Source organism: Streptomyces sp. NPDC025721, from assembly GCF_055558595.1.
In genome coordinates this window covers 1-18,671 of record NZ_JBVHMF010000034.1, presented here as the reverse complement: position 1 = coordinate 18,671, position 18,671 = coordinate 1, and the positions used below count along the sequence as shown (strand labels likewise).

At 72.9% G+C, this 18,671-nt stretch carries 15 protein-coding genes; 11 read left to right on the top strand and 4 right to left on the bottom strand.

What is annotated here, in order from left to right; all coding sequences use genetic code 11:
- Positions 1–105: 105 nt before the first annotated feature.
- Both ACZ4EF_RS32805 and ACZ4EF_RS32800 read left to right on the top strand, forming a co-directional pair.
- On the top strand, positions 106–1,821 hold the full coding sequence (locus ACZ4EF_RS32805) for a PHP domain-containing protein (protein WP_467507768.1): 1,716 nt from the start codon (positions 106–108) through the stop codon (positions 1,819–1,821).
- Positions 1,818–2,510 carry a hypothetical protein gene (locus tag ACZ4EF_RS32800; protein WP_467507767.1) on the top strand — a complete coding sequence of 231 codons (693 nt, stop codon included), beginning with the start codon at positions 1,818–1,820 and terminating at the stop codon, positions 2,508–2,510. The genes ACZ4EF_RS32805 and ACZ4EF_RS32800 overlap by 4 nt, the downstream gene beginning before the upstream one ends.
- A gap of 54 nt (positions 2,511–2,564) precedes the next feature.
- On the opposite strand, the gene ACZ4EF_RS32795 is transcribed toward ACZ4EF_RS32800, so the two are convergent.
- Positions 2,565–2,804, bottom strand: a complete 240-nt coding sequence (locus tag ACZ4EF_RS32795) for a DUF6191 domain-containing protein (RefSeq protein WP_401722387.1) — start codon at positions 2,802–2,804, stop codon at positions 2,565–2,567.
- 130 nt (positions 2,805–2,934) lie between these two features.
- Here ACZ4EF_RS32795 and ACZ4EF_RS32790 point away from each other — a divergent pair, with 130 nt between their 5' ends.
- Positions 2,935–3,153: an HTH domain-containing protein gene (locus ACZ4EF_RS32790; RefSeq protein ID WP_355345627.1), complete on the top strand. Its 219-nt coding sequence runs from the start codon at positions 2,935–2,937 to the stop codon at positions 3,151–3,153.
- Here the strand turns inward: ACZ4EF_RS32790 and ACZ4EF_RS32785 are convergent.
- Positions 3,150–4,829, bottom strand: a complete 1,680-nt coding sequence (locus tag ACZ4EF_RS32785) for an FAD-dependent monooxygenase (RefSeq protein WP_467507820.1) — start codon at positions 4,827–4,829, stop codon at positions 3,150–3,152. The two genes, ACZ4EF_RS32790 and ACZ4EF_RS32785, sit on opposite strands and share 4 nt — an antisense overlap.
- A 167-nt stretch (positions 4,830–4,996) precedes the next feature.
- On the bottom strand, positions 4,997–5,632 hold the full coding sequence (locus tag ACZ4EF_RS32780; protein WP_467507765.1) for an acyl-CoA-like ligand-binding transcription factor: 636 nt from the start codon (positions 5,630–5,632) through the stop codon (positions 4,997–4,999).
- A 225-nt stretch (positions 5,633–5,857) separates the two neighbouring features.
- On the opposite strand from ACZ4EF_RS32780, the gene ACZ4EF_RS32775 reads away from it, so the two are divergent.
- The 4 genes from ACZ4EF_RS32775 (at position 5,858) to gap (ending at position 10,137) form a co-directional block, all read left to right on the top strand.
- On the top strand, positions 5,858–6,670 hold the full coding sequence (locus tag ACZ4EF_RS32775) for a hypothetical protein (protein ID WP_467507763.1): 813 nt from the start codon (positions 5,858–5,860) through the stop codon (positions 6,668–6,670).
- 45 nt (positions 6,671–6,715) lie between these two features.
- Positions 6,716–7,675 carry an NAD(P)H-dependent flavin oxidoreductase gene (locus ACZ4EF_RS32770; protein WP_355345615.1) on the top strand — a complete coding sequence of 320 codons (960 nt, stop codon included), beginning with the start codon at positions 6,716–6,718 and terminating at the stop codon, positions 7,673–7,675.
- Between the two features lie 266 nt (positions 7,676–7,941).
- Positions 7,942–8,889: a GlxA family transcriptional regulator gene (locus tag ACZ4EF_RS32765; protein WP_391045381.1), complete on the top strand. Its 948-nt coding sequence runs from the start codon at positions 7,942–7,944 to the stop codon at positions 8,887–8,889.
- A gap of 249 nt (positions 8,890–9,138) precedes the next feature.
- Positions 9,139–10,137, top strand: a complete 999-nt coding sequence (gene gap / locus ACZ4EF_RS32760; protein ID WP_355345609.1) for a type I glyceraldehyde-3-phosphate dehydrogenase — start codon at positions 9,139–9,141, stop codon at positions 10,135–10,137.
- Positions 10,138–10,372: 235 nt separating this feature from the next.
- On the opposite strand, the gene ACZ4EF_RS32755 is transcribed toward gap, so the two are convergent.
- On the bottom strand, positions 10,373–10,651 hold the full coding sequence (locus tag ACZ4EF_RS32755) for a YciI family protein (protein ID WP_391045375.1): 279 nt from the start codon (positions 10,649–10,651) through the stop codon (positions 10,373–10,375).
- Positions 10,652–11,008: 357 nt separating this feature from the next.
- Between ACZ4EF_RS32755 and ACZ4EF_RS32750 the strand changes: the two genes are divergently transcribed.
- The 4 genes from ACZ4EF_RS32750 to ACZ4EF_RS32735 all read left to right on the top strand — a co-directional run bounded on the left by ACZ4EF_RS32750 (position 11,009) and on the right by ACZ4EF_RS32735 (position 18,561).
- Complete coding sequence (locus ACZ4EF_RS32750) at positions 11,009–11,986, top strand: acetylxylan esterase (RefSeq protein ID WP_391045373.1); 978 nt, start codon at positions 11,009–11,011, stop codon at positions 11,984–11,986.
- 396 nt (positions 11,987–12,382) lie between these two features.
- Positions 12,383–12,670 carry a hypothetical protein gene (locus ACZ4EF_RS32745; RefSeq protein ID WP_467507760.1) on the top strand — a complete coding sequence of 96 codons (288 nt, stop codon included), beginning with the start codon at positions 12,383–12,385 and terminating at the stop codon, positions 12,668–12,670.
- A complete protein-coding gene (locus ACZ4EF_RS32740; RefSeq protein ID WP_467507758.1) occupies positions 12,667–13,710 on the top strand; it encodes a LacI family DNA-binding transcriptional regulator in 1,044 nt (347 codons plus the stop codon). Before ACZ4EF_RS32745 ends, ACZ4EF_RS32740 begins: the two co-directional genes overlap by 4 nt.
- A 420-nt stretch (positions 13,711–14,130) precedes the next feature.
- Positions 14,131–18,561, top strand: a complete 4,431-nt coding sequence (locus tag ACZ4EF_RS32735; RefSeq protein WP_467507756.1) for a LamG-like jellyroll fold domain-containing protein — start codon at positions 14,131–14,133, stop codon at positions 18,559–18,561.
- Positions 18,562–18,671: the final 110 nt, after the last annotated feature.

Sequence of the window (18,671 nt, the reverse complement as noted above, 5' to 3'; positions counted from 1 at the left end):
GCTTTACTTCGCCTTTGCCACCCCACGGTGCCTCCCACCGTTCACCCGCGCTGCCCAGACTCGCCGCGTCCTACGCGTACATCCTGTCGTCAGCGGGAGCTGAATATGAGCCACGGCCACAGCCACGGTCACCAGCACGGGCCCCACGATCACGCGCACGGCGGTCACACCGACGGCGGTTCGCTGCCTCCCGCCCTCGACACCTCGGTACCGGACGAGGAGTTGACGCCCAGTCAGCTCTCGCGGCGCTCCATGCTGCGCCGAACGGGCCTGCTGGGCGCGGGACTCGCGGCCGGGAGCGTCCTGGCCGGAGCGGGCCAGGCGGCGGCGCACGCCTCCGGCGGTCATGCGGGCCACGGCGGTTCGCACCCCGGCGGCCTGCTGTGGCTGGCGGGTGACCACCACATCCACACCCAGTACAGCAGCGACGCCAAGTACCGCGTGATCGACCACGTACGGCAGGCCAACGCGCACGGCCTCGACTGGATGGTCATCACCGACCACGGCAGCGAGCAGCACGCCAAGATCGGTGTGGAGAAGGTCAATCCGGACATCGTCGCGGCCCGCGCGAAGGTCTCCGACACCCTGGTCTTCCAGGGCCTTGAGTGGAACATCCCGGCCGCCGAGCACGGCACCGTCTTCGTCCACCCCGGCCGCAACGAGGTCGCGGTCCTCAAGGAGTTCGAGAACTCCTTCGACGGTTCGGTGAAGGGCGCGAGCGCCAGCACGCCCGCCAACGAGGCGCTGGCCATCTCCGGCCTGAACTTCCTCGCCGACCAGGTCAGGCGGCGCAAGGTCCAGGACGTGCTGTTCCTGGCCAACCACCCGGCGCGCAAGGGCATCGACTCCCCGCACGAGATCCGCGCCTGGCGCGACGCCCAGCCGGGGATCGCCGTCGGCATGGAGGGCGCCCCCGGCCACCAGGCGGGCGGCCTGCCCGCCCCGCAGGGCGCGGGGTCCGGGCGCGGCATCTACGACAACAGCCCCAGCGCCGACTCCTTCCCGGGCTACCCGCTGGAGAGCTACCGCACCTGGGGCGGCTTCGACTGGATGACCTCCACCGTCGGCGGCCTGTGGGACAGCCTCCTCGCCGAGGGCAAGCCCTGGTGGATCACCGCCAACTCCGACTCGCACAACGTCTACGCCGACAATTCGGTGCGCGGCCCGAACGGCGACTTCAACGCCAACGGCAAGTACGCCGACCCGGTCTACGGCGGCGCGCTCAACCTCACCGACACCGACTTCTGGCCCGGCCAGTACAGCCGCACCCACGTCGGCTCCGCCGGCTTCTCCTACGCGGCCGTCATGGACGGCATCCGCGCCGGACGCGTCTGGGTCGACCACGGCGGCCTGATCAGCGGCCTCGACGCGCGGCTCGGCGACGGCAGCCGGTCGGTCACCCTCGGCGGCGTCCTGCACGTGCGCCGCGGCAGCAAGGTCGACCTGGTCGTCACCGTCGCCCTGGCGGGCGGCCCGAACTGGTCCCAGTTCGTCCCCAAGCTCGCCCGCGTCGACGTCATCCAGGGCCAGGTGACCGGCACCGCGCGGGACAAGGACACCCTCGCCGCGCCGAACACCAAGGTCGTGAAGTCCTTCGAGGTCGACAAGTCGACCGGAACGGTCCGGCTGACCTACTCCCTGGGCCGGGTCGACAAGCCGGTGTACGTCCGCCTGCGCGGCACCGACGGCAACCGCACCGCCGTCGGCGTCAACGGCGCCTCCGTCGACCCGGTCGGCCCCGCCATGGACGTGATCGGCGACGCCGACCCCTGGAAGGACCTGTGGTTCTACTCCAACCCGATGTGGGTCCTGCCCGCATGACGACCCCGCACGAAGGACCCGGCGGCCACACCGTCATCGGTGTGGCCGCCGGGTCGGTGAATCTGCGCGAGGCCGACCACCTCATCCGGCACCTCGCCGACGTGCTCGACCTCCCGGCCGCCACCGTCGCCTGCACCCACCTCGTACGCGCCACCGCCCGCCCGCGTACGGCCGTCTCCTTCGCGCTGCCCGACGCCGAGGCCGCGACGGCGGCATGGGACCGGCTGCTGGCCCGGCTCTCGCCCGAAGACGCGGCGGGGCCGGGCGGGGCGGGGCTCGACGGTGCGGCACTCGCCAGCGCTGGACTCGACGGTGCGGGCGCCGCACTCGGCCCTGCTACGCACGGCCCGGCCGAGGAGGCGCGCTCCGCGACCGCGGCGGCGGCGGAACACGCCCGCGGGAGCGGCGGCCGGGCGGTGCTCTATCCGGGCGCCGACGCCCTGACCGGCACCGTCACGCTCGCGGACCTGCTCGCACGTACCGCGATCGACCAGGTCGTCCTGGTCGGCGCGCCGCCCGCGACGGACGGCGACGGGCCCGATCCGCACATCCCGGTGCGGACCCGCGACCACGTACGCCCGCGGTGGCGCGACGGACGGCTCGTGCTGGACCTGACCCCCGCGCCCGGTGGCACGCTGGCCCCCTTCGAGGTGCCGAACCCGACTCCCTGCTGCGCCGACCACCCGTAGACCCGCCGTGGCGCGCGCATCGCTCGGGAGCTGCGGATGAGGCGTGCCCGCGCCTCACTCCTCGTCCGCGTCCACGGCCGGTTCCCCGGCGGGGGCGGACTCCGACGGGGCCGCCTCGGTGACGTGGGCATCGGCGTGGGCCGGACGGATGACCACCGAGCCGGAGTCGAGGTCTATCGCCCCGCGCGCCGGGTCGCTGCTGCCCTCGTCGTCGCGGGACAGCTCGAGGCGGTTGCGCTCGTCCTCGGTGTGCTTGCGGCCGGGCGCGAAGAGCTCATCCATGAAGTTGAACATCGCGGCTCCTTCTCGGCTCGGCTCGGCATGGCACCACTTCAGGCTACGCCGAGCGTCCCCCGAACGAGTGAGAGCCACCTTTGACAACGAGGGGTTGACATGACAACCCCTTGTTGTCACTCTGGAGGGCATGGCAGACAGGAAAGACCTCTCGATGCACGAGCCGACCTTCGCCCGCATCAAGGAAGTGCGCGCCCAGGCCATCCACCACACCCGCCTGGCCCGACAGTTCGCCGTCGAGCGGCGCGACCTGATGCAGGAGCTCATCGGACAGGGCGTTTCGCAGTCCGACATCGCCCGCGAGCTGGGCGTGAGCCGCCAGGCCATCCAGAAGATGCTGGCCTGCTAGACGGCGCCCCCGGTCCGATTCCCGGCCTGATCCCAGGCCGGACGCCCGGCCCGGCCCCGGGCCTGCTCCCCGCCCGCTTCCCCGGCGCCGAACCAGTGTCGCGCGGCCGACCGGAGCGCGTCCAGGGCCGCCGCGCCGGGACGCGGGTCGGACGACGCCCAGGCCACGTAGGAGTCGGGACGGATCAGCAGGGCCGTCGGGGCGGCAGCGTCGTCCGGCCGCGACGGCGGCTGCTGTGACCGGGACGGCGCGTGCGCCGTGACGACGCTGACGCGGTCGCTCCACGGGCCGAGCGCCGCCGCGGCCGACGCGTCGTCGGTCAGGTCGAGCAGCAACGGCCGCGCCGATCTGGCCAGTTCGGCCACCGAGACCGTGCCGTCCGGGGCGGCGAGGTCCAGGTCGGGCGCGAACCGCCCCACCAGCGCGTGCGGTTCGGGACCGCCCATGTCGTAGCGGACGTCGGTGCCCGCCGTGAGGTCGGCGAGGTGCTGGACGGTCGCGGGCTGCGCGAGCAGTTCGGTGAAGAGCTGACGCAGCGCCGTGACGTCGTCGCCGGGAGCGGTCAACGCGGCCTGCGCCTGGGCGTAGACGACCATACGGTCGGCGGCCCCGCGCCGCTCGGCGTCGTAACTGTCGAGGAGGTGGGCCGGCGCGGTGCCGTGGATCGCGGCGGCCAGTTTCCAGCCGAGGTTGACCGCGTCCTGGAGGCCGAGGTTCAGGCCGGGGCCGCCGCCCGCCGTGTAGATGTGGGCGGCGTCGCCGACGAGGAACACCCGCCGGTCCCGGAAGCGCTCGGCCACCCGCGTGTTGCCGCCGGTCAACCGCCGCAGGACGTACGGCCCTTCGCCGGTCGGCGGGCTCAGCGGCAGATCGGCGCCCAGCACACGCCGGACGCTCGCGCCCAGTTCTTCGAGGCTCATCGGCGTCCCGGTCTCCGGCTGGTCCCACTCCGTGGTGCTGATCAGCGCCGGGCGGCCGGGGAAGGGCGCGTACGAGAATCCGCCGTGCTCGGTACGGAGCGGCAGGAACGGCCGGACGGTGCCGTAACCGGGCACATTCAGAGCGCCGGTCGCGGGGTCGACCCAATGCGCGGGGACGGTCGCGTGCGCCGACCGGTTGGTCCTGCGGTCGTCACTCACGCCGGGGAAGCCGATGCCCGACAGCTTGCGGGTGACGCTGTGCGCGCCGTCCGCGCCGACGACGTAACGGGCGCGCAGCCGGTACGCGCCGTCCGGTCCCGTGACGTCCACGGTGACGGCGTCGCCCGGTGCGCCCGCGTCAGGGTCCGACGCCTCGTGCGGGTCGTGTGGGTCGTGCGGGTCCTGTGATTCCTGCGCCAGGGCGGTCACCCGGTGGCCGCGCCGGATCTCCGCGCCGAGTTCACCGGCCCGCTTCTCCAGGACCTCGACGATGTGCCGCTGCGGCGCCGCGATGCCGTACACCGGGCTGTCCGGGAGCAGGCTCAGGTCCAGCGGCAGGGCGGCGAACATGAAGGAGGCGGAGTTCGGGCGCGGCGGCCCCGGCGTCCCGCTCAGGTCCTCGTACAGCCCCCGCCGGTCGACCAGCCGTACGACCTGGCCGACCAGTCCGTTCGCCTTGGGCTCCTCGCTCGGCGCCGACAGGCTCTCCAGCACGGTCGGCCGTACCCCGGCCAGGGCCAACTCGCATGCCAGCATCAGCCCGTTCGGGCCGCCTCCGACGATGACGACATCCGTGGTGACCAACTGGTCCTCCTCAGTGACTCGTTGCGTGAACGGAAGAAGGGAAAGGGGGAGCGCCGTATGAGGGCAGGCCGGAGCGACCCGGCGGCCGACCGGGTCAACTCACCTACGGCGCGGGCGGATCAGGGAGCGGGCAGGCCCGCGACGATCCCGTCGAACGTCTCGCGCAGGACCGCGGCGAGCGACACGGGCGGATCCGCGGTCAGGGAGTGCTCGACGGCCACGGCGCTGCCCGCGCCGACCACCGCGGCGACCAGCTTGGGATACACATCGCGGGCGACGTCGGTGCCGGTTCGCTCGGCGACGGCCCTGGCCAGCTCCTCCTGCGCGGCGGCGTTCGCCTTGACGATCTCGCCGTGCAGGGCCGGTTCCGCGAGCATCAGCCGCACGCCGTCCGTCCAGCGCCGCCGGTCCTCGGACGAGCCCTGCTCAGGACCGCCCTTCGGCGCGAACTGGCCCTCCACGGCATGTGCCACCGACTCCCACAGCGGCTCGTCGGCCGGTCGCGCGCGCAGTTCGTCGGCGACGCGTCGCATCCGCTCCAGGTGGCTGGCGGCGATGGCCTCGGCCTTGCCGGAGAAGTAGTTGCGGAAGGTGCGCACGGACACGTTCGCCGCGGCGGCGATGTCCTCCACGGTGACGTCGTCCCAGCCGCGCTGGACGCACAGCCGGATCGTGGCCTGGCTCAGCGCGACACGCGTCTCCCGCTTCTTGCGCTCCCGCAGGCCGAGGCGGGCGGCGGCTTCGTCCTGTGTCATGGCTACGACGGTAGATAAATATTGCCGTGATGGCAAGATTGCCGGAGCGGCAAGTTTATTGGAAGGCGGTCGGCGACAGTTCCGGGGGCGGCTCGCGTCGGCGCCTCCCGCTCTCGGGGGCGCACCTGAGGGTCACGTCCCTGACACCACGTCAGGGGCCGTTCGGGGTACGGCAAGGGGCATCCCCAAGGCCGCACCGCCGTGCGCGACGGCAGGCTGACAGCCATGCGATCCACCACCGACACGCGCCGTTCGACCGTCCGCCGCGGAGCCATGGGCCTGGCCCTCGCCGCCGCCCTGGCCGCCACGGTCACGGGCACCGCGAGCGCCGACCCCGCAGTCGACCCCGCGGCCCTGTCCGCAGCCTCGTCCGCGGCCACCGACGCGCCCGCCCCGCCCCCGTACTCGTCCGACTTCAGCGACTGCCCGGCCCTCCCCGCCGGGGTCGACGCCACGCTCTGGAAGTGCGAAGTCCTCACCGCCACCGGGTCGTTGACGCTCGGCAGCCGTACGATCCCCGAGCTGGCGCCGATGACCCTCACCCACGCCGAGGGCCCGCTGCCCGACGGCGCCGACGGCCAGGTCTGGGGCGCCCTGCGCAGCGCCCCCGACCGCGTCCCCGGCGGCCTCACCGGCATCCCCGGCGCCGACCGCGACCCGCTGCTCCGGCTGTCCCTGCGACCGGAGTACGGCGGCCGGTCCGACTTCTTCTCCGTCGGCGACCGTCTGGGCCTGTTCACCCTGCGCTTCCGCGCCCTCAGCCCCCTGCTGCCGCACGGCTGCGTCATCGGCGGCGGCGACACCCCGGTCGAGCTGCGGCTGGTGCGCTCTGGCGGCTCCCGCGTCGTCTCGCAGGACCCGCCGGTCATCGCGTTCGACGCCTACGACACCGCCTTCACGGTCCCCGGCGCCACCGGCTGCGGCCCCCTCGACCGCCTCGTCGACAACCGCCTCGGACTTCCCGCCGCCACCGGCAACGCGATGCGGCTGAGCGCGTACTACACGTTCAGGACCTACGATCAACTCCCGCCGCGCTGAGGGGGATCACGCGTCGCGGACCCGGCCGGGGCCATGATGGAGCGCATGACTTTGGCGACGGCGTTCACGGAGATGTTCGGTGTGCGGCACCCGATCGCGCTGGCACCGATGGGCGGTTCCGCCGGTGGCGCGCTGGCGGCGGCCGTGTCGCGCGGCGGCGGCCTCGGACTGCTCGGCGGCGGCAGCGGCGACCGGGAGTGGCTGGCCCGCGAGCTGCCGGTGGCGGCCGAGTGCGGCAGGCCGTGGGGAGTCGGGTTCCTGAGCTGGGCGGCCGAGGCCGGCGCCGTCGAGCAGGCACTGGAGTACGGTCCCGCCGCGGTGATGCTGTCCTTCGGGGACCCGGCGCCCTTGGCGGCACGCGTCCGTGCGGCGGGCGTGCCGCTGATCGTCCAGGTCACCGACCTGGAGGAGGCCCGGCGGGCGCTGGACGTCGGGGCCGACGTCATCGTGGCGCAGGGCACCGAGAGCGGCGGACACGGCGCGCGCCACGGCAGGTCCACGCTGCCCTTCGTGCCGGTCGTGGTCGACCTCGCGGCTCCGGTGCCGGTGCTCGCGGCCGGTGGGATCGGCGACGGCCGCGGTGTGGCCGCCGCGCTGGCGCTGGGCGCGGCCGGTGCGCTCATCGGAACCCGCTTCCAGGCGACGGCCGAGGCCGGGGCCGAGCCCTCGGCCGTCGAGGCGATCGTCGGCGGGAGCGGGGAGGACACCGAGCGCAACAGCGTCCTGGACATCGCCCGCGGCTCCCGGTGGCCGACGGCGTACACCGCTCGTACGCTCGGCCACCCCTACCTGGACCGCTGGCGCGGCCGGGAGGCGGAGCTGGCCGCCGACCCGCAGGCGCGGCAGGAGTACCAGGCTGATGTGGCGCGCGGCGCGGTGCCCTCGCTCCCGGTGTGGGCGGGGGAGGCCGTCGACCTCGTCCACAACGTCCCGCAGGCCGCCGACCTGGTCGCCGTACTGGCCGTTCAGGCGGAGGAGGCGCTGGCGCGGGCCGTACGGCGCTGACCTCGCCGTCACGCGGGCCGACGTCCGCCCGTACGGGAGCGGGCGCGGACAGGCGTACGCCGCCCGTACGGGAGCGGGCGGCGACAGGCGCACGCCTCCGGGTGGCAGGATGCTTGCGGTAGGTGCCATCGCGGCCACCGACGCCCCGGTGGGTACCCGTGTCCGGCCGCGAGGCGCGTGGAGTCACCGCAGCAGACACCGCAGTCACCGCAGACACCGCAGTGACCGGAGCGACCGCAGTGACCGGAGCGACCGGAGGAGAGCTGATGAGCCGGAAGCGGCACCGCGTCGCCGTGCTCGTACTGGAGGGTGCGAAGCCGCTCGATGTCGGCATCCCCGCGCAGGTGTTCTCGAACCGGCCGAGCATGCCGTACGAGGTGCGGGTGTGCGGGGCCGCGCCAGGACTCGTGACCGGCGGTGACGGCCTCTCGTACCACGTGGCCGAGGGGCTCGACGCGGTCGAGCACGCCGACACCATCTTCATCCCCGGCTACCGCGAGCCCGCGACCACGGAGCCTCCGGCGGCGGTCGTCAGCGCGCTCACGGCGGCCCACGGGCGGGGTACGCGCCTCGCCGCGATCTCGACGGGGGCCTTCGCGCTGGCGGCGACCGGCCTGCTCGACGGGAAGCGGGCGACGACGCACTGGCACTACACGAAGGCACTGGCCACCCGGCATCCGCTGGTGCGGGTGGACGAGAACGTGCTGTTCGTGGACGAGGGCGACGTGCTCACCTCGGCGGGCGCGGCCTCCGGTATCGACATGTGCCTGCACCTGGTGCGGCGTGACCACGGAGTGGGACTCTCCAACCACGTGGCGAGACGGCTGGTCGCGGCGCCGTACCGCAGCGGGGGACAGGCGCAGTACGTGCCCCGGAGCGTGCCGGAACCGCTCGGCGACGTCTTCGCGAGCACGCGGGAGTGGGTGCTGGCGCACCTCGCGGAGCCGCTGACGCTGGAGGAGCTGGCCCGCCACGCGCGGGTCTCGGCGCGGACCTTCTCGCGGCGGTTCGTGCAGGACACCGGGTACACGCCGATGCAGTGGGTGCTGCGGGCGCGCGTGGACCTGGCCCGTGAGCTGCTGGAACGCACCGACCTGGGCGTGGAGCAGATCGCCGACCGGGTCGGGCTCGGCACGGGCGCCAATCTGCGCCTGCACTTCCAGCGGATTCTCGGCACGTCGCCGACGGAGTACCGGCACACGTTCTCGGCCTGAGGGGTCTCGGTCCGAGCCTTTCCGGATGGGAGCTTTCCGGGCTGGTGCTTCCCGGCCTGAGCCTTTACTGGCCGGAGCCGTGAGGGCTGAAGCGGTACGGAGCCGCTGGACCTGAGGCGAGTCGATGGCGGGCCGCTCGCGGCGTCACGACCGGGCTGGCGAGATCCTTGCGGGCGCTGTCATTCGGGCCACTGTCGGCTCGGCGCGCGGTTGCCGACCATGGAAGACGTAACGAAAGGAGCCCTTCTCATGACCCGCATCGCCGTCAACGGATTCGGCCGTATCGGTCGCAACACCCTCCGCGCCCTGCTCGCCCGCGACACCGACCTCGAAGTGGTCGCCGTCAACGACCTGACCGCGCCCGAGGCGCTGGCCCACCTGCTCGAGTTCGACAGCACGCTCGGCCGCCTCGACGCCTCCGTCGAGGTCGACGGGACCGACCTGGTGGTCGACGGCCGCCGCATCAAGGTGCTCGCCGAGCGCGAGCCCGAGAAGCTGCCGTGGGCCGAGCTGGGCGTCGAGATCGTGCTGGAGTCCACCGGCCGCTTCACCTCGGCGGACGCCGCCCGCGCCCACATCCGCGCCGGTGCCAAGCGCGTCCTGGTCAGCGCCCCCTCGGACGGCGCCGACGTGACGCTCGCGTACGGCGTCAACACCGAGGACTACGACCCCGCCGCGCACGTGATCGTCTCGAACGCCTCGTGCACCACCAACGCGCTGGCCCCGCTCGCCGCCGTCCTGGACGACCTGGCCGGTATCGAGCACGGCTTCATGACCACCGTGCACGCCTACACCCAGGAGCAGAACCTCCAGGACGGCCCGCACCGCGACCTGCGCCGCGCCCGCGCCGCCGGGGTCAACATCGTCCCCACCACGACCGGCGCCGCCAAGGCCATCGGCCGCGTACTGCCCAACCTCGACGGGAAGCTGTCCGGCGACTCCATCCGTGTCCCGGTCCCGGTCGGCTCGATCGTGGAGCTGAACACCACCGTCGCCCGCGAGGTCACCCGCGACGAGGTGCTCGCCGCCTACCGCGCCGCCGCCGACGGCCCCCTCAAGGGCGTCCTCGAATACACCGACAAGCCCCTGGTCTCCAGCGACATCACCGGCCGCCCCGCCTCGTCGATCTTCGACTCCGCCCTCACCCGCGTCGACGGCAAGCACGTCAAGGTCGTCGCCTGGTACGACAACGAATGGGGCTTCTCCAACCGCGTCATCGACACCCTCGAACTCCTCGCCCGCTCCTGACCGACACCCCGCCGCAGGCCGCCGCCGCTCGGCGTAAGTCGCTTACCACACCGGTGAGTTGACTGATCGTCAGTCCTCGCGGTGGCCACGCGGCGGAATCCTGCTTCAGGTCGCCGAGGCGATCGAGGCCCACGGCCGACGAACCGGCCGTGGGCCGACTCGTTCTCCACGGGGGAGTGTTCTCGACACCTGCACCGAGACCAAGACGGTCATGGTCCACCTCCGAGGCACCGGATCAGCCGTCGGTCAGACGGTCCCGCCCGACCACCGGAGCCCACTCGTGGACGGCGGTCACGGTGACTCCGGGCGTCCGGTAGTACGCGTCCGCGGCCATGATCCGGTCCAGTTCGTCGCGGTCGGCGGAGAAGACGAGAAGCGCGCCCGTGTCGTCCGCCCAGGGTCCCGCGGCGACGAGGCGGCCCTCGTCATGGAGGCGCTGGAGGATCGCGCGGTGCGCGGGGCGGGCCGCGAGGCGTTCGGAGGTGGCGGTGAAGGCGAGTTCGACAGTCAGCATGCCTCCGAGGGTAGGTTTCGGGAGTGGCCGGATCCGGATCACGTGATGCCACGGGCGTGGCGAGCCCGCCTGCCGGGACCGGCGGCGCAGTGGGCGCGGCACGCGTGCACCGGAACGCAGGCCCCGGCCGTGACCTGCGAGAACGCCACTCGCTAGCATGGCCGTCGGCAACCGTACCGGGCCTCACCGGCGGGCCGGGACGGTGAACGGCGGCCGCCGCCGGATTCGACCCGGACGCGGCGCGATCGAGAGGATCGAGAAGCGGCCACGGCTCGTCCGGCCGCCGACAGCGCATTCGCCGCCCCCGCCGGGCCTTCCGGCGCCGGGCGGAACGACCGACGAGAGGAACCCGCACCCGTGACGGCCGAGGCCATCGAGACCCACGACTTCCCGTTCGACCCGACGTACGGATACGACCTGGACCGGCTGCTCCAGGTCGGCACCCCGGAGGCGCCCGCCGACTTCGGCGACTTCTGGCAGGGCGCGTACGCCAAGGCGCTGGCGGTCGACACCGCGCCGCGGGTGGGAGCGCTGGAGGAGGAGCGGGACGGCGTACGCGTCCACGCGGTGTCGTACACCTCGGTCGGGGGTTTCCGCGTGGGCGGCTGGCTGACGCTGCCCGCCGACGGACACGTCACGCACGGCATGGTCGTCCTGCACGGCTACGGCGGCAGGGACGCCGTCGATGTGACGCTGCCCCCGCCCGGCACCGCCGCGATCTGGCCGTGCGCCCGCGGAATGGCCACGCGCAGCCTCGACCCGGAGATTCCGGCGACCGCGGCCGAACACGTCGTGCACGGCATCGCCTCGCGCGAGACCTATGTGCACGGCGGATGCGTCGCCGACACCTGGTGCGCGGCCTCCGCGCTGCTCGCTCTGGTACCGGGAGCGGCGCGCCAACTCGCCCTGGTGGGAGGCAGTTTCGGCGGCGGGATCGGCGCCCTGGCGCTGCCCTGGGACGACCGTTTCCACCACGGGCTGCTGACCGTGCCCAGCTTCGGCAACCATCCGCTGCGGCTGACCCTGCCCTGCACGGGCAGCGGCGAGGCGGTCCGCGCCCACTACGCCCGGCACCCCGAAGTCACCGAAGTGCTCGGCTACTTCGACGCGGCCGTCGCCGCCACCCGCGTCCGCGTCCCCGTCCACGTCGGCGCGGCCCTGTTCGACCCCGCGGTGCCGCCGCCCGGACAATTCGCCGTGCACAACGCCCTGGGCGGCCCGAAGGAGCTGTTCGTCCTGACGGCGGGCCATGTCGAGTACCCGGCCGCCGCCGAGGAGGACGCCCGACTGCGGGCAGCACAGCGGGAGTTCCTGGCGGAGGCCGACCCGCGATAACGGCCGGCGGTCGCCGGGACGGCCACGGACCATGTGCTCGCGGAAACGTCCCGCACGCGGTGCTGACGCGCTCTCCGTATCAAGACCGGCCGGGACACCGGAAGGCCGCCGGGCCCTGACGCTCGACGGACAGCCGAGCAGCGAGGCCGACGTGTCGAGCCCGCGGTCCACCGGCAGGCGAGATCCGTCGGGCCGCCGTACCGATGCGCCCGGCGCACCGGGGGCCGTGCACCCCGTGGAGGACGCGAGCGCGGCCCCGCGCCCGGTCGGTGCGGACGGCCGTCGTCGGCCAGTCCGGCCGCGGCAGCACGACGGGCCCGCTTCCGGCCGACCGCCCGCGGCGGGATCCTGCCGATGCGCGGCACCGGACGGGCGGCCCGCGCCTACCATGCTGACGTGCAGCTCATCTTCCCGGACCCGCTCGGCTCGCTGAAGCCGCTGTGCCGCGCCCGCCGCGCCTGCCGCGCCTGCCGCCCCCGTCGTGCCCGCCGCGCCTTCCGCCCCCGTCGCCCCCTGGAACGCCGCGCCGCGCCCGCGCGAACCGGCTCCGGACCGGGCCGGGCGGGCGGACCCGCCGGGACAGCGCACGCGGCAACCGAGCACCGCCGCCAGGAGACCGGCCCGGCCCGGCGCGAGCCGGTGACGCACAAGGACAGCCCCCTGCGACAGGAGAGCACACCGTGACCGCCCGCCGCCGCGACCGCGCCCCCAACCAGGCCGACGTGGCCCGTCTCGCCGGGGTCTCCCAGTCGGCGGTCTCCCGAGTGATCAGCGGCGACGCCGTCCGCGCCCGGATCCCCGAGGAGACCCGCAAGCGGGTCTTCGACGCGGTCAGGGAACTGGGGTACGTCGCCAACCCGGCCGCCCGCGCGATGCGCAACAAGCGCACCAACCTCCTCGGGGTGCACACCTTCGAGGCCGTCTTCCCGCACGCCCGCGAGGACTTCTACTTCGAATTCCTCCAGGGCATCGAGGAACGGGCGGAGGAGACCGGCTACGACCTGGTGCTGTTCACCTCCACCGGCAGCGGCGACGGGGGCCGTCGCAACATCTACCGGGACGGCACCAACCGGCTGGGCCTGGCCGACGGCAGCGTGCTCCTCGGCGTGTCCACCGACCGCGGCGAACTGGCCAGGCTCTGGTACGAGGGCTACCCGTTCGTCCACATCGGCCGCCGCGAGGTGCCCGGCGCCGAGATCCCGTGCGTCATCCCCGACTACGAGACCGCGGCGGCGGGCATCGTGGAGAAGCTCGCCGCGCTCGGGCACCGCAGCATCGGCTATCTGCGCGAGCCCCTGGAGATGGAGCCGTACACCGACCGCCGGGAGGGCTACGCGCGGGCCGTCCGCGAACTCGGCCTCACCGACGGGTCACCCGGCTTCCGCGGCGAGACCGGCCTGTCCGACGCGTGGCTCGACCACCTGGTCACGGGACCCGAGACGGCCGTCGTCGCCGAGAGCGTACGGCTCGCCGAGACGCTGCGGACGAAGCTGGCCGAGCGCGGCCTGCGGGTGCCGGACGACCTGTCCGTCGCCGTGCTCGAAGGCGCGCCCGAGCAGCCGGAAGGCCGGTGGGTGTCGCTGGAGATCCCGCGCGTCCGGATCGGCCGGACCGCCGTGGACCAGCTCATCGCGATGCTCGACGACCCCGGCCGCCGCGCCGACAGCCTCCTCGTCCCCTGCTCGATCGCCGCCGGCACCACCCTCGCTCCTCCCCGTCACTGACCGTCACCGACGCCCGTCCGAACACCCGCCTGTCGGAACGTCCGACCGCCCGCACGTCCGCCGCCCGCCGTCTGTCCGGGCCGCGTCGCGGCGCTCACCGACGGTGCCGATAACGCCGAGACGGCGCATAGGGCCGTTGTGCGAGCACGGCAGGACAAAGCCGGGCAGCGGCTCTCACCAGCGGCTAAGCGGAATTCACACAGACGCGGGCATCCGTCCGCTACCTGCGCCTACGCGAAATATTCGACGGACATTGACGGAACGTCACGAAACGCTGGGGGCGGGCGAATATTCGAGAGAAGTGTGTTGCTGTCGTGAAGGCGTTGATCTACGGTTCTCGATTGTTCGCGCACTGTTAACAGACGCCTACAAGGCGGCGCGTCTCATGGGGGGATTATGGATTTGGGTGGGGTCAGACGTGTGCGTGCGTCTCGTGGGCTGATAGTGACGCTCGCGTCCGCTCTGGTCGTCGCGGTGGGTCCCGCGGCGGCGATCGCGGTCGCCGCGGGACCGACTCCGGGCGCGGAGCCGACGTCGACATCGATGTCGAAGGCGACACAGTCCTCGAAGCCGGCACTGTCCTCGAAGGCGGCACAGTCCTCGAAGCCGGTGAAGGCCGACACCGGTGCGTCGCACCGCACGGCGCTCACGCGGGACGCGGCGGTCGCCGAGGCGGCCGAGGCCGGGCAGAGCGTGGAGATCACGTCGCTGCGGACGGAGTCCAACGAGACGTACGCGCTGCCGGACGGCAGCCTGGAGACGGACCAGCACCTGCGTCCGGTCCGGGCCCGCGTCGGCGGCGAGTGGAAGACGATCGACAACACTCTGGTGCGGCGGCCCGACGGCCGCGTCGCACCCGCAGTCGCGTCGGTCGGCATGGAGCTGTCGGGCGGCGGCTCCGCGCCGCTGGTGACCCTGGACAGGGCCGGGCGGAAACTGTCGTACACCTGGCCGTCGGCGCTGCCCGCGCCGACGCTCGACGGCGACACCGCCACGTACAAGAACGTCCTGCCGGACGTCGACCTCCGGGTGCGCGCGGACACCGACGGTTTCCACGAGCTGCTGGTGGTCAACACCGCCGCGGCGGCGCGGAATCCGGCGCTCACGCAGCTCACCTTCGGGGTGGTGACCGACGGCCTCGACGTGGCGCGCACCGCCGACGGCGGTCTGACCGCCACCGACACCACGACCGGCGGCGAGGTCTTCGCGGCGCCGCAGCCGATCATGTGGGACTCCGGCACGCAGGGGACGAACACCCCGGCGGCCGGAACCAAGAGCGCCAGGACCACCAGCGCCGCCAAGGGCGCCAAGGCCGCGACCGCCGAGGACGGCAGCCCGGAGGACCCGGCGCAGGGCCCGACCGGTACCTCCCAGATGGCGCCGATCGCCGTCGCCGTCGACACCTCCGACGTGTCCGGCTCGCTGACGCTGACGCCCGACCACGCGCTGCTGACCGGCGCGGACACCTCGTTCCCGCTGTACATCGACCCGCAGACGTACACCCCCAGGGCGGGGGACTGGACGATGGTCTCGCGCTACTGGGCCTCCAGCCCGCAGTACCGCTTCAACGGCGACGACGACGCGGGTGTGGGCGACTGCGACTGGACCTACTGCGCGCCCAGGGACGTCAAGCGGCTCTTCTACTCCTTCCCGACGTCGAAGTTCGCGGGCAAGACGATCCTGGACGCCACCTTCGTCGCGCACGAGACGTGGTCGGCGTCGTGCACCGCCAAGCCGATCGAGCTGTGGCGCACGAGCGGCTTCACCAAGGGCACGACCTGGAACTCCTCGGCCGACCACTGGCTCGACCACATCGACACCCAGACCGAGGCGCACGGCAGCTCCGGTTGTGCGGCCTCCGACGTCGAGTTCAACGCCACCACCGGCGTGAAGTACGCGGCGGCCCACAACTCCGGGACCACCACCTTCGGTCTGAAGGCCAACGAGTCCGACCCGTACGGCTGGAAGCGCTTCACCAACAAGGCGTATCTGCGGGTCCACTACAACCAGCCGCCCAAGCAGATCCCCATGTCCCACCTGTCGATGAGCCCCGGCGCCTCCTGCCACAGCCCGTCCACGTCGGTGCGGATCCGCACCCTGCCGACGATCAGCGCGAGCGATGTCACCGACCCCGACGGCGACCAGGTGAGCGTGCAGTTCTCCGTCGCGTGGGACGCCGGTGACGGCAAGGGCCTGGTCACGCAGTGGACTTCGGCGAAGATCGGCCCGAAGAAGTCCGGCTCGACCTTCTCCACGAAGCTCACCGCGACGCTCGGCGGCAAGACCGTCCCGAAGAACAAGACGATCGCCTGGCAGGCCCGCGCGGTCGACTACGACCAGGGCAAGTACTACAGCTACTCCCCGTGGTCGTCCGCGGGTTCCGCGACCAACTGCTACTGGGTGTACGACACCACCGTGCCGGCGGGCCCCGTGATCACCTCGGGCGACTACCCGGCCGTCGACGACAACAACCCGAACGACCCGACGTACGACGGTGTCGGCCGGGACGGCGACTTCACCTTCCGCTCGGCCTCCACCGACGTCGTGAAGTACTGCTACGGCGTCAACGCCGACGCGGTGTGCGACACGGCCCACACCGTGGCCACCTCCGGCGGCGCGGCGAAGTCGGTGACCTTCCGGCCGACCCGCGCGGGCACCAACTTCCTGAACGTGCAGGCATTCGACAGCGCGGGCAACGGCAGTGAGCCGGAGGTGTACGAGTTCCGGGTCAAGGAGGGCCAGCCCGCCCGCGCCCAGTGGCAACTCGACGACGACGCGGGCGCCACTCAGGCGGCCGGCTCCGCCGGTGACCGCACCCTGAACGTGGTCGGCTCGCCGACCCTCGGCGCGCCCGGCAAGTCCGGCACCGCCGTCGACTTCAACGGCACCGACTCCTACCTCCAGTCCGACATCCCGGCCGTCCACACCGACCAGGGCATGACGGTCGCCGCCTGGGTGAAGCTCGACCAGATGCCGACCGCCGCGGCGGTCGTCGCCGCGCAGCCGGGCAACAACGCGCCGGGCTTCGAGCTGTACTACTCACAGGGCTACGACCGGTGGGTGTTCAACCAGTACAGCTCCGACTCGGCCACCGCCACCCCGGTCCGCGCGATGTCCGCCACGGCGGGCGGCGTCACGGCCGGACAGTGGTACCACCTGCTCGGCACGTACGACGGGACGGCCCACACCCTGTCGCTGTACGTCAACGGGACCCTGATGGGGACCACGAGCTACACCACCGCGTGGGACGCGCGGCGCGGTCTCCAGATCGGCGCGGGGAGCTACTCCGGCTCCCCGGGGAGCTTCTTCCCCGGCACGGTCGACGACGTCCGGATCTACGACAAGCCCCTGGTGGCCGCCGACGTGGCGCACCTGTACAAGGGGGAGCAGCTCGGGGCCGGCCGCCCGGCCAGCGCGGTCTTCCCGCTGGACGAACCGGCCGCGCAGGACGACGGCAACCCCACCACGGTGGTGCACGGCCAGGCCGACGTGGACCCTGCGGTCCTGCACGGCGGGGTCACCGCGGGAAGCGCGGGCGCGCAGGACAAGTCGCTGACCCTCAACGGCAGCAGCGGCTACGCGTCCACCCGCTCCCCGCAGGTCAACAACCAGCGCAGCTTCTCCGTGGTCGGCTGGGCGAAACTGTCCGCCAAACCCGACCACGCGGCGATCATCGCCACCCAGACCAGCACCTACCGGCCGGGCTTCGAGCTGTACTACTCCGCGACCTACGGGTGGTCCTTCGACGCCTACAGCGCCGACTCCGACAGCGCCACGATCGTGCGGGCCTCCCAGGGTGACACCACCCATTCACCGGCCGGTGTCTGGACCCACCTCCTCGGCTCGTACGACGCGAACACCGACGACATGCGGCTGTACGTCAACGGCCTCTGGGTGGCCACGACGAAATTCGCCGCGCCCTTCTACGGCAAGGGACCCGTCCAGATCGGCGCCGGGTCGTACGACGGCGCACCGAGCAGCTTCTTCCCCGGTCAGATCGACGACGTGCGGTTCTACGACCGGGCCCTGTCGGCGCCGGAAGCCGAGTCGATGTACCACAACCAGCTCGTGGTCGAGGGGCGTTGGAAGCTGGACAGCGCGTCCGGCACTCCCCAGGTCTCGCCCGACTCGCTGACCACCGCGGCCGACCAGCACCCGCTGACCCTCGGCGGCGGCGCGCAGATCGACGCCACGGGCGCCAACAGCATGGTCGGCACCGGGTCGTTGGTGCTCAACGGCACGGCCACCGGCTACGCGTCGACCACCACGTCACCGATCCACACCAACAGCAGCTTCACGGTGGGCGCGTGGGTCTCCACCGCGGCGCGGCCGACGAAACCGGTGACGGTGCTGAGCATGGCCGGTACGAACACCAGTGGTTTCGCGGTGCGTTACGTACCCGACTCCGCCGACCCGGCCCACGCGGGCGCCTGGCAGTTGCAGACGTCCAACGCGGACGGCACCGGCGCCGTCGTCTCGACCGCCTCCGACACCAGCTTCCAGGACAACGGCGCGTGGGATCACATCGCCGTGGTCTACGACCTGATGGCCGGTCAGATGCGCTTGTATATCAACGGCCAGATGCAGCAGTCGCTCTGCTCCGACGGTGACGACGACGGCAACCCCGACGACCCGGCGTGCAAAGAGTCGGTGTCGTGGAACTCCTCGGTGCTGCCGTTCGACGCGACCAAGGGCCTGCAACTGGGCCGCCTCAAGACCGGCACGTCCACCTGGGGCGAGTACTGGCCCGGTGTGATCGACGACGTGTGGGTCTTCGGCGGAGTCGCGACCGACACCCAGATCGCGGCGCTCGCCAGCGGAGTGGATCTCGACACCACCGCCGGGCCCTGACCCGGTAGCACCACCGGGGGGGGGGGGGGGGGGGGGGGGGGGGGGGGGGGGGGGGGGGGGGGGGGGGGGGGGGGGGGGGGGGGGGGGGGGGGGGGGGGGGGGGGGGGGGG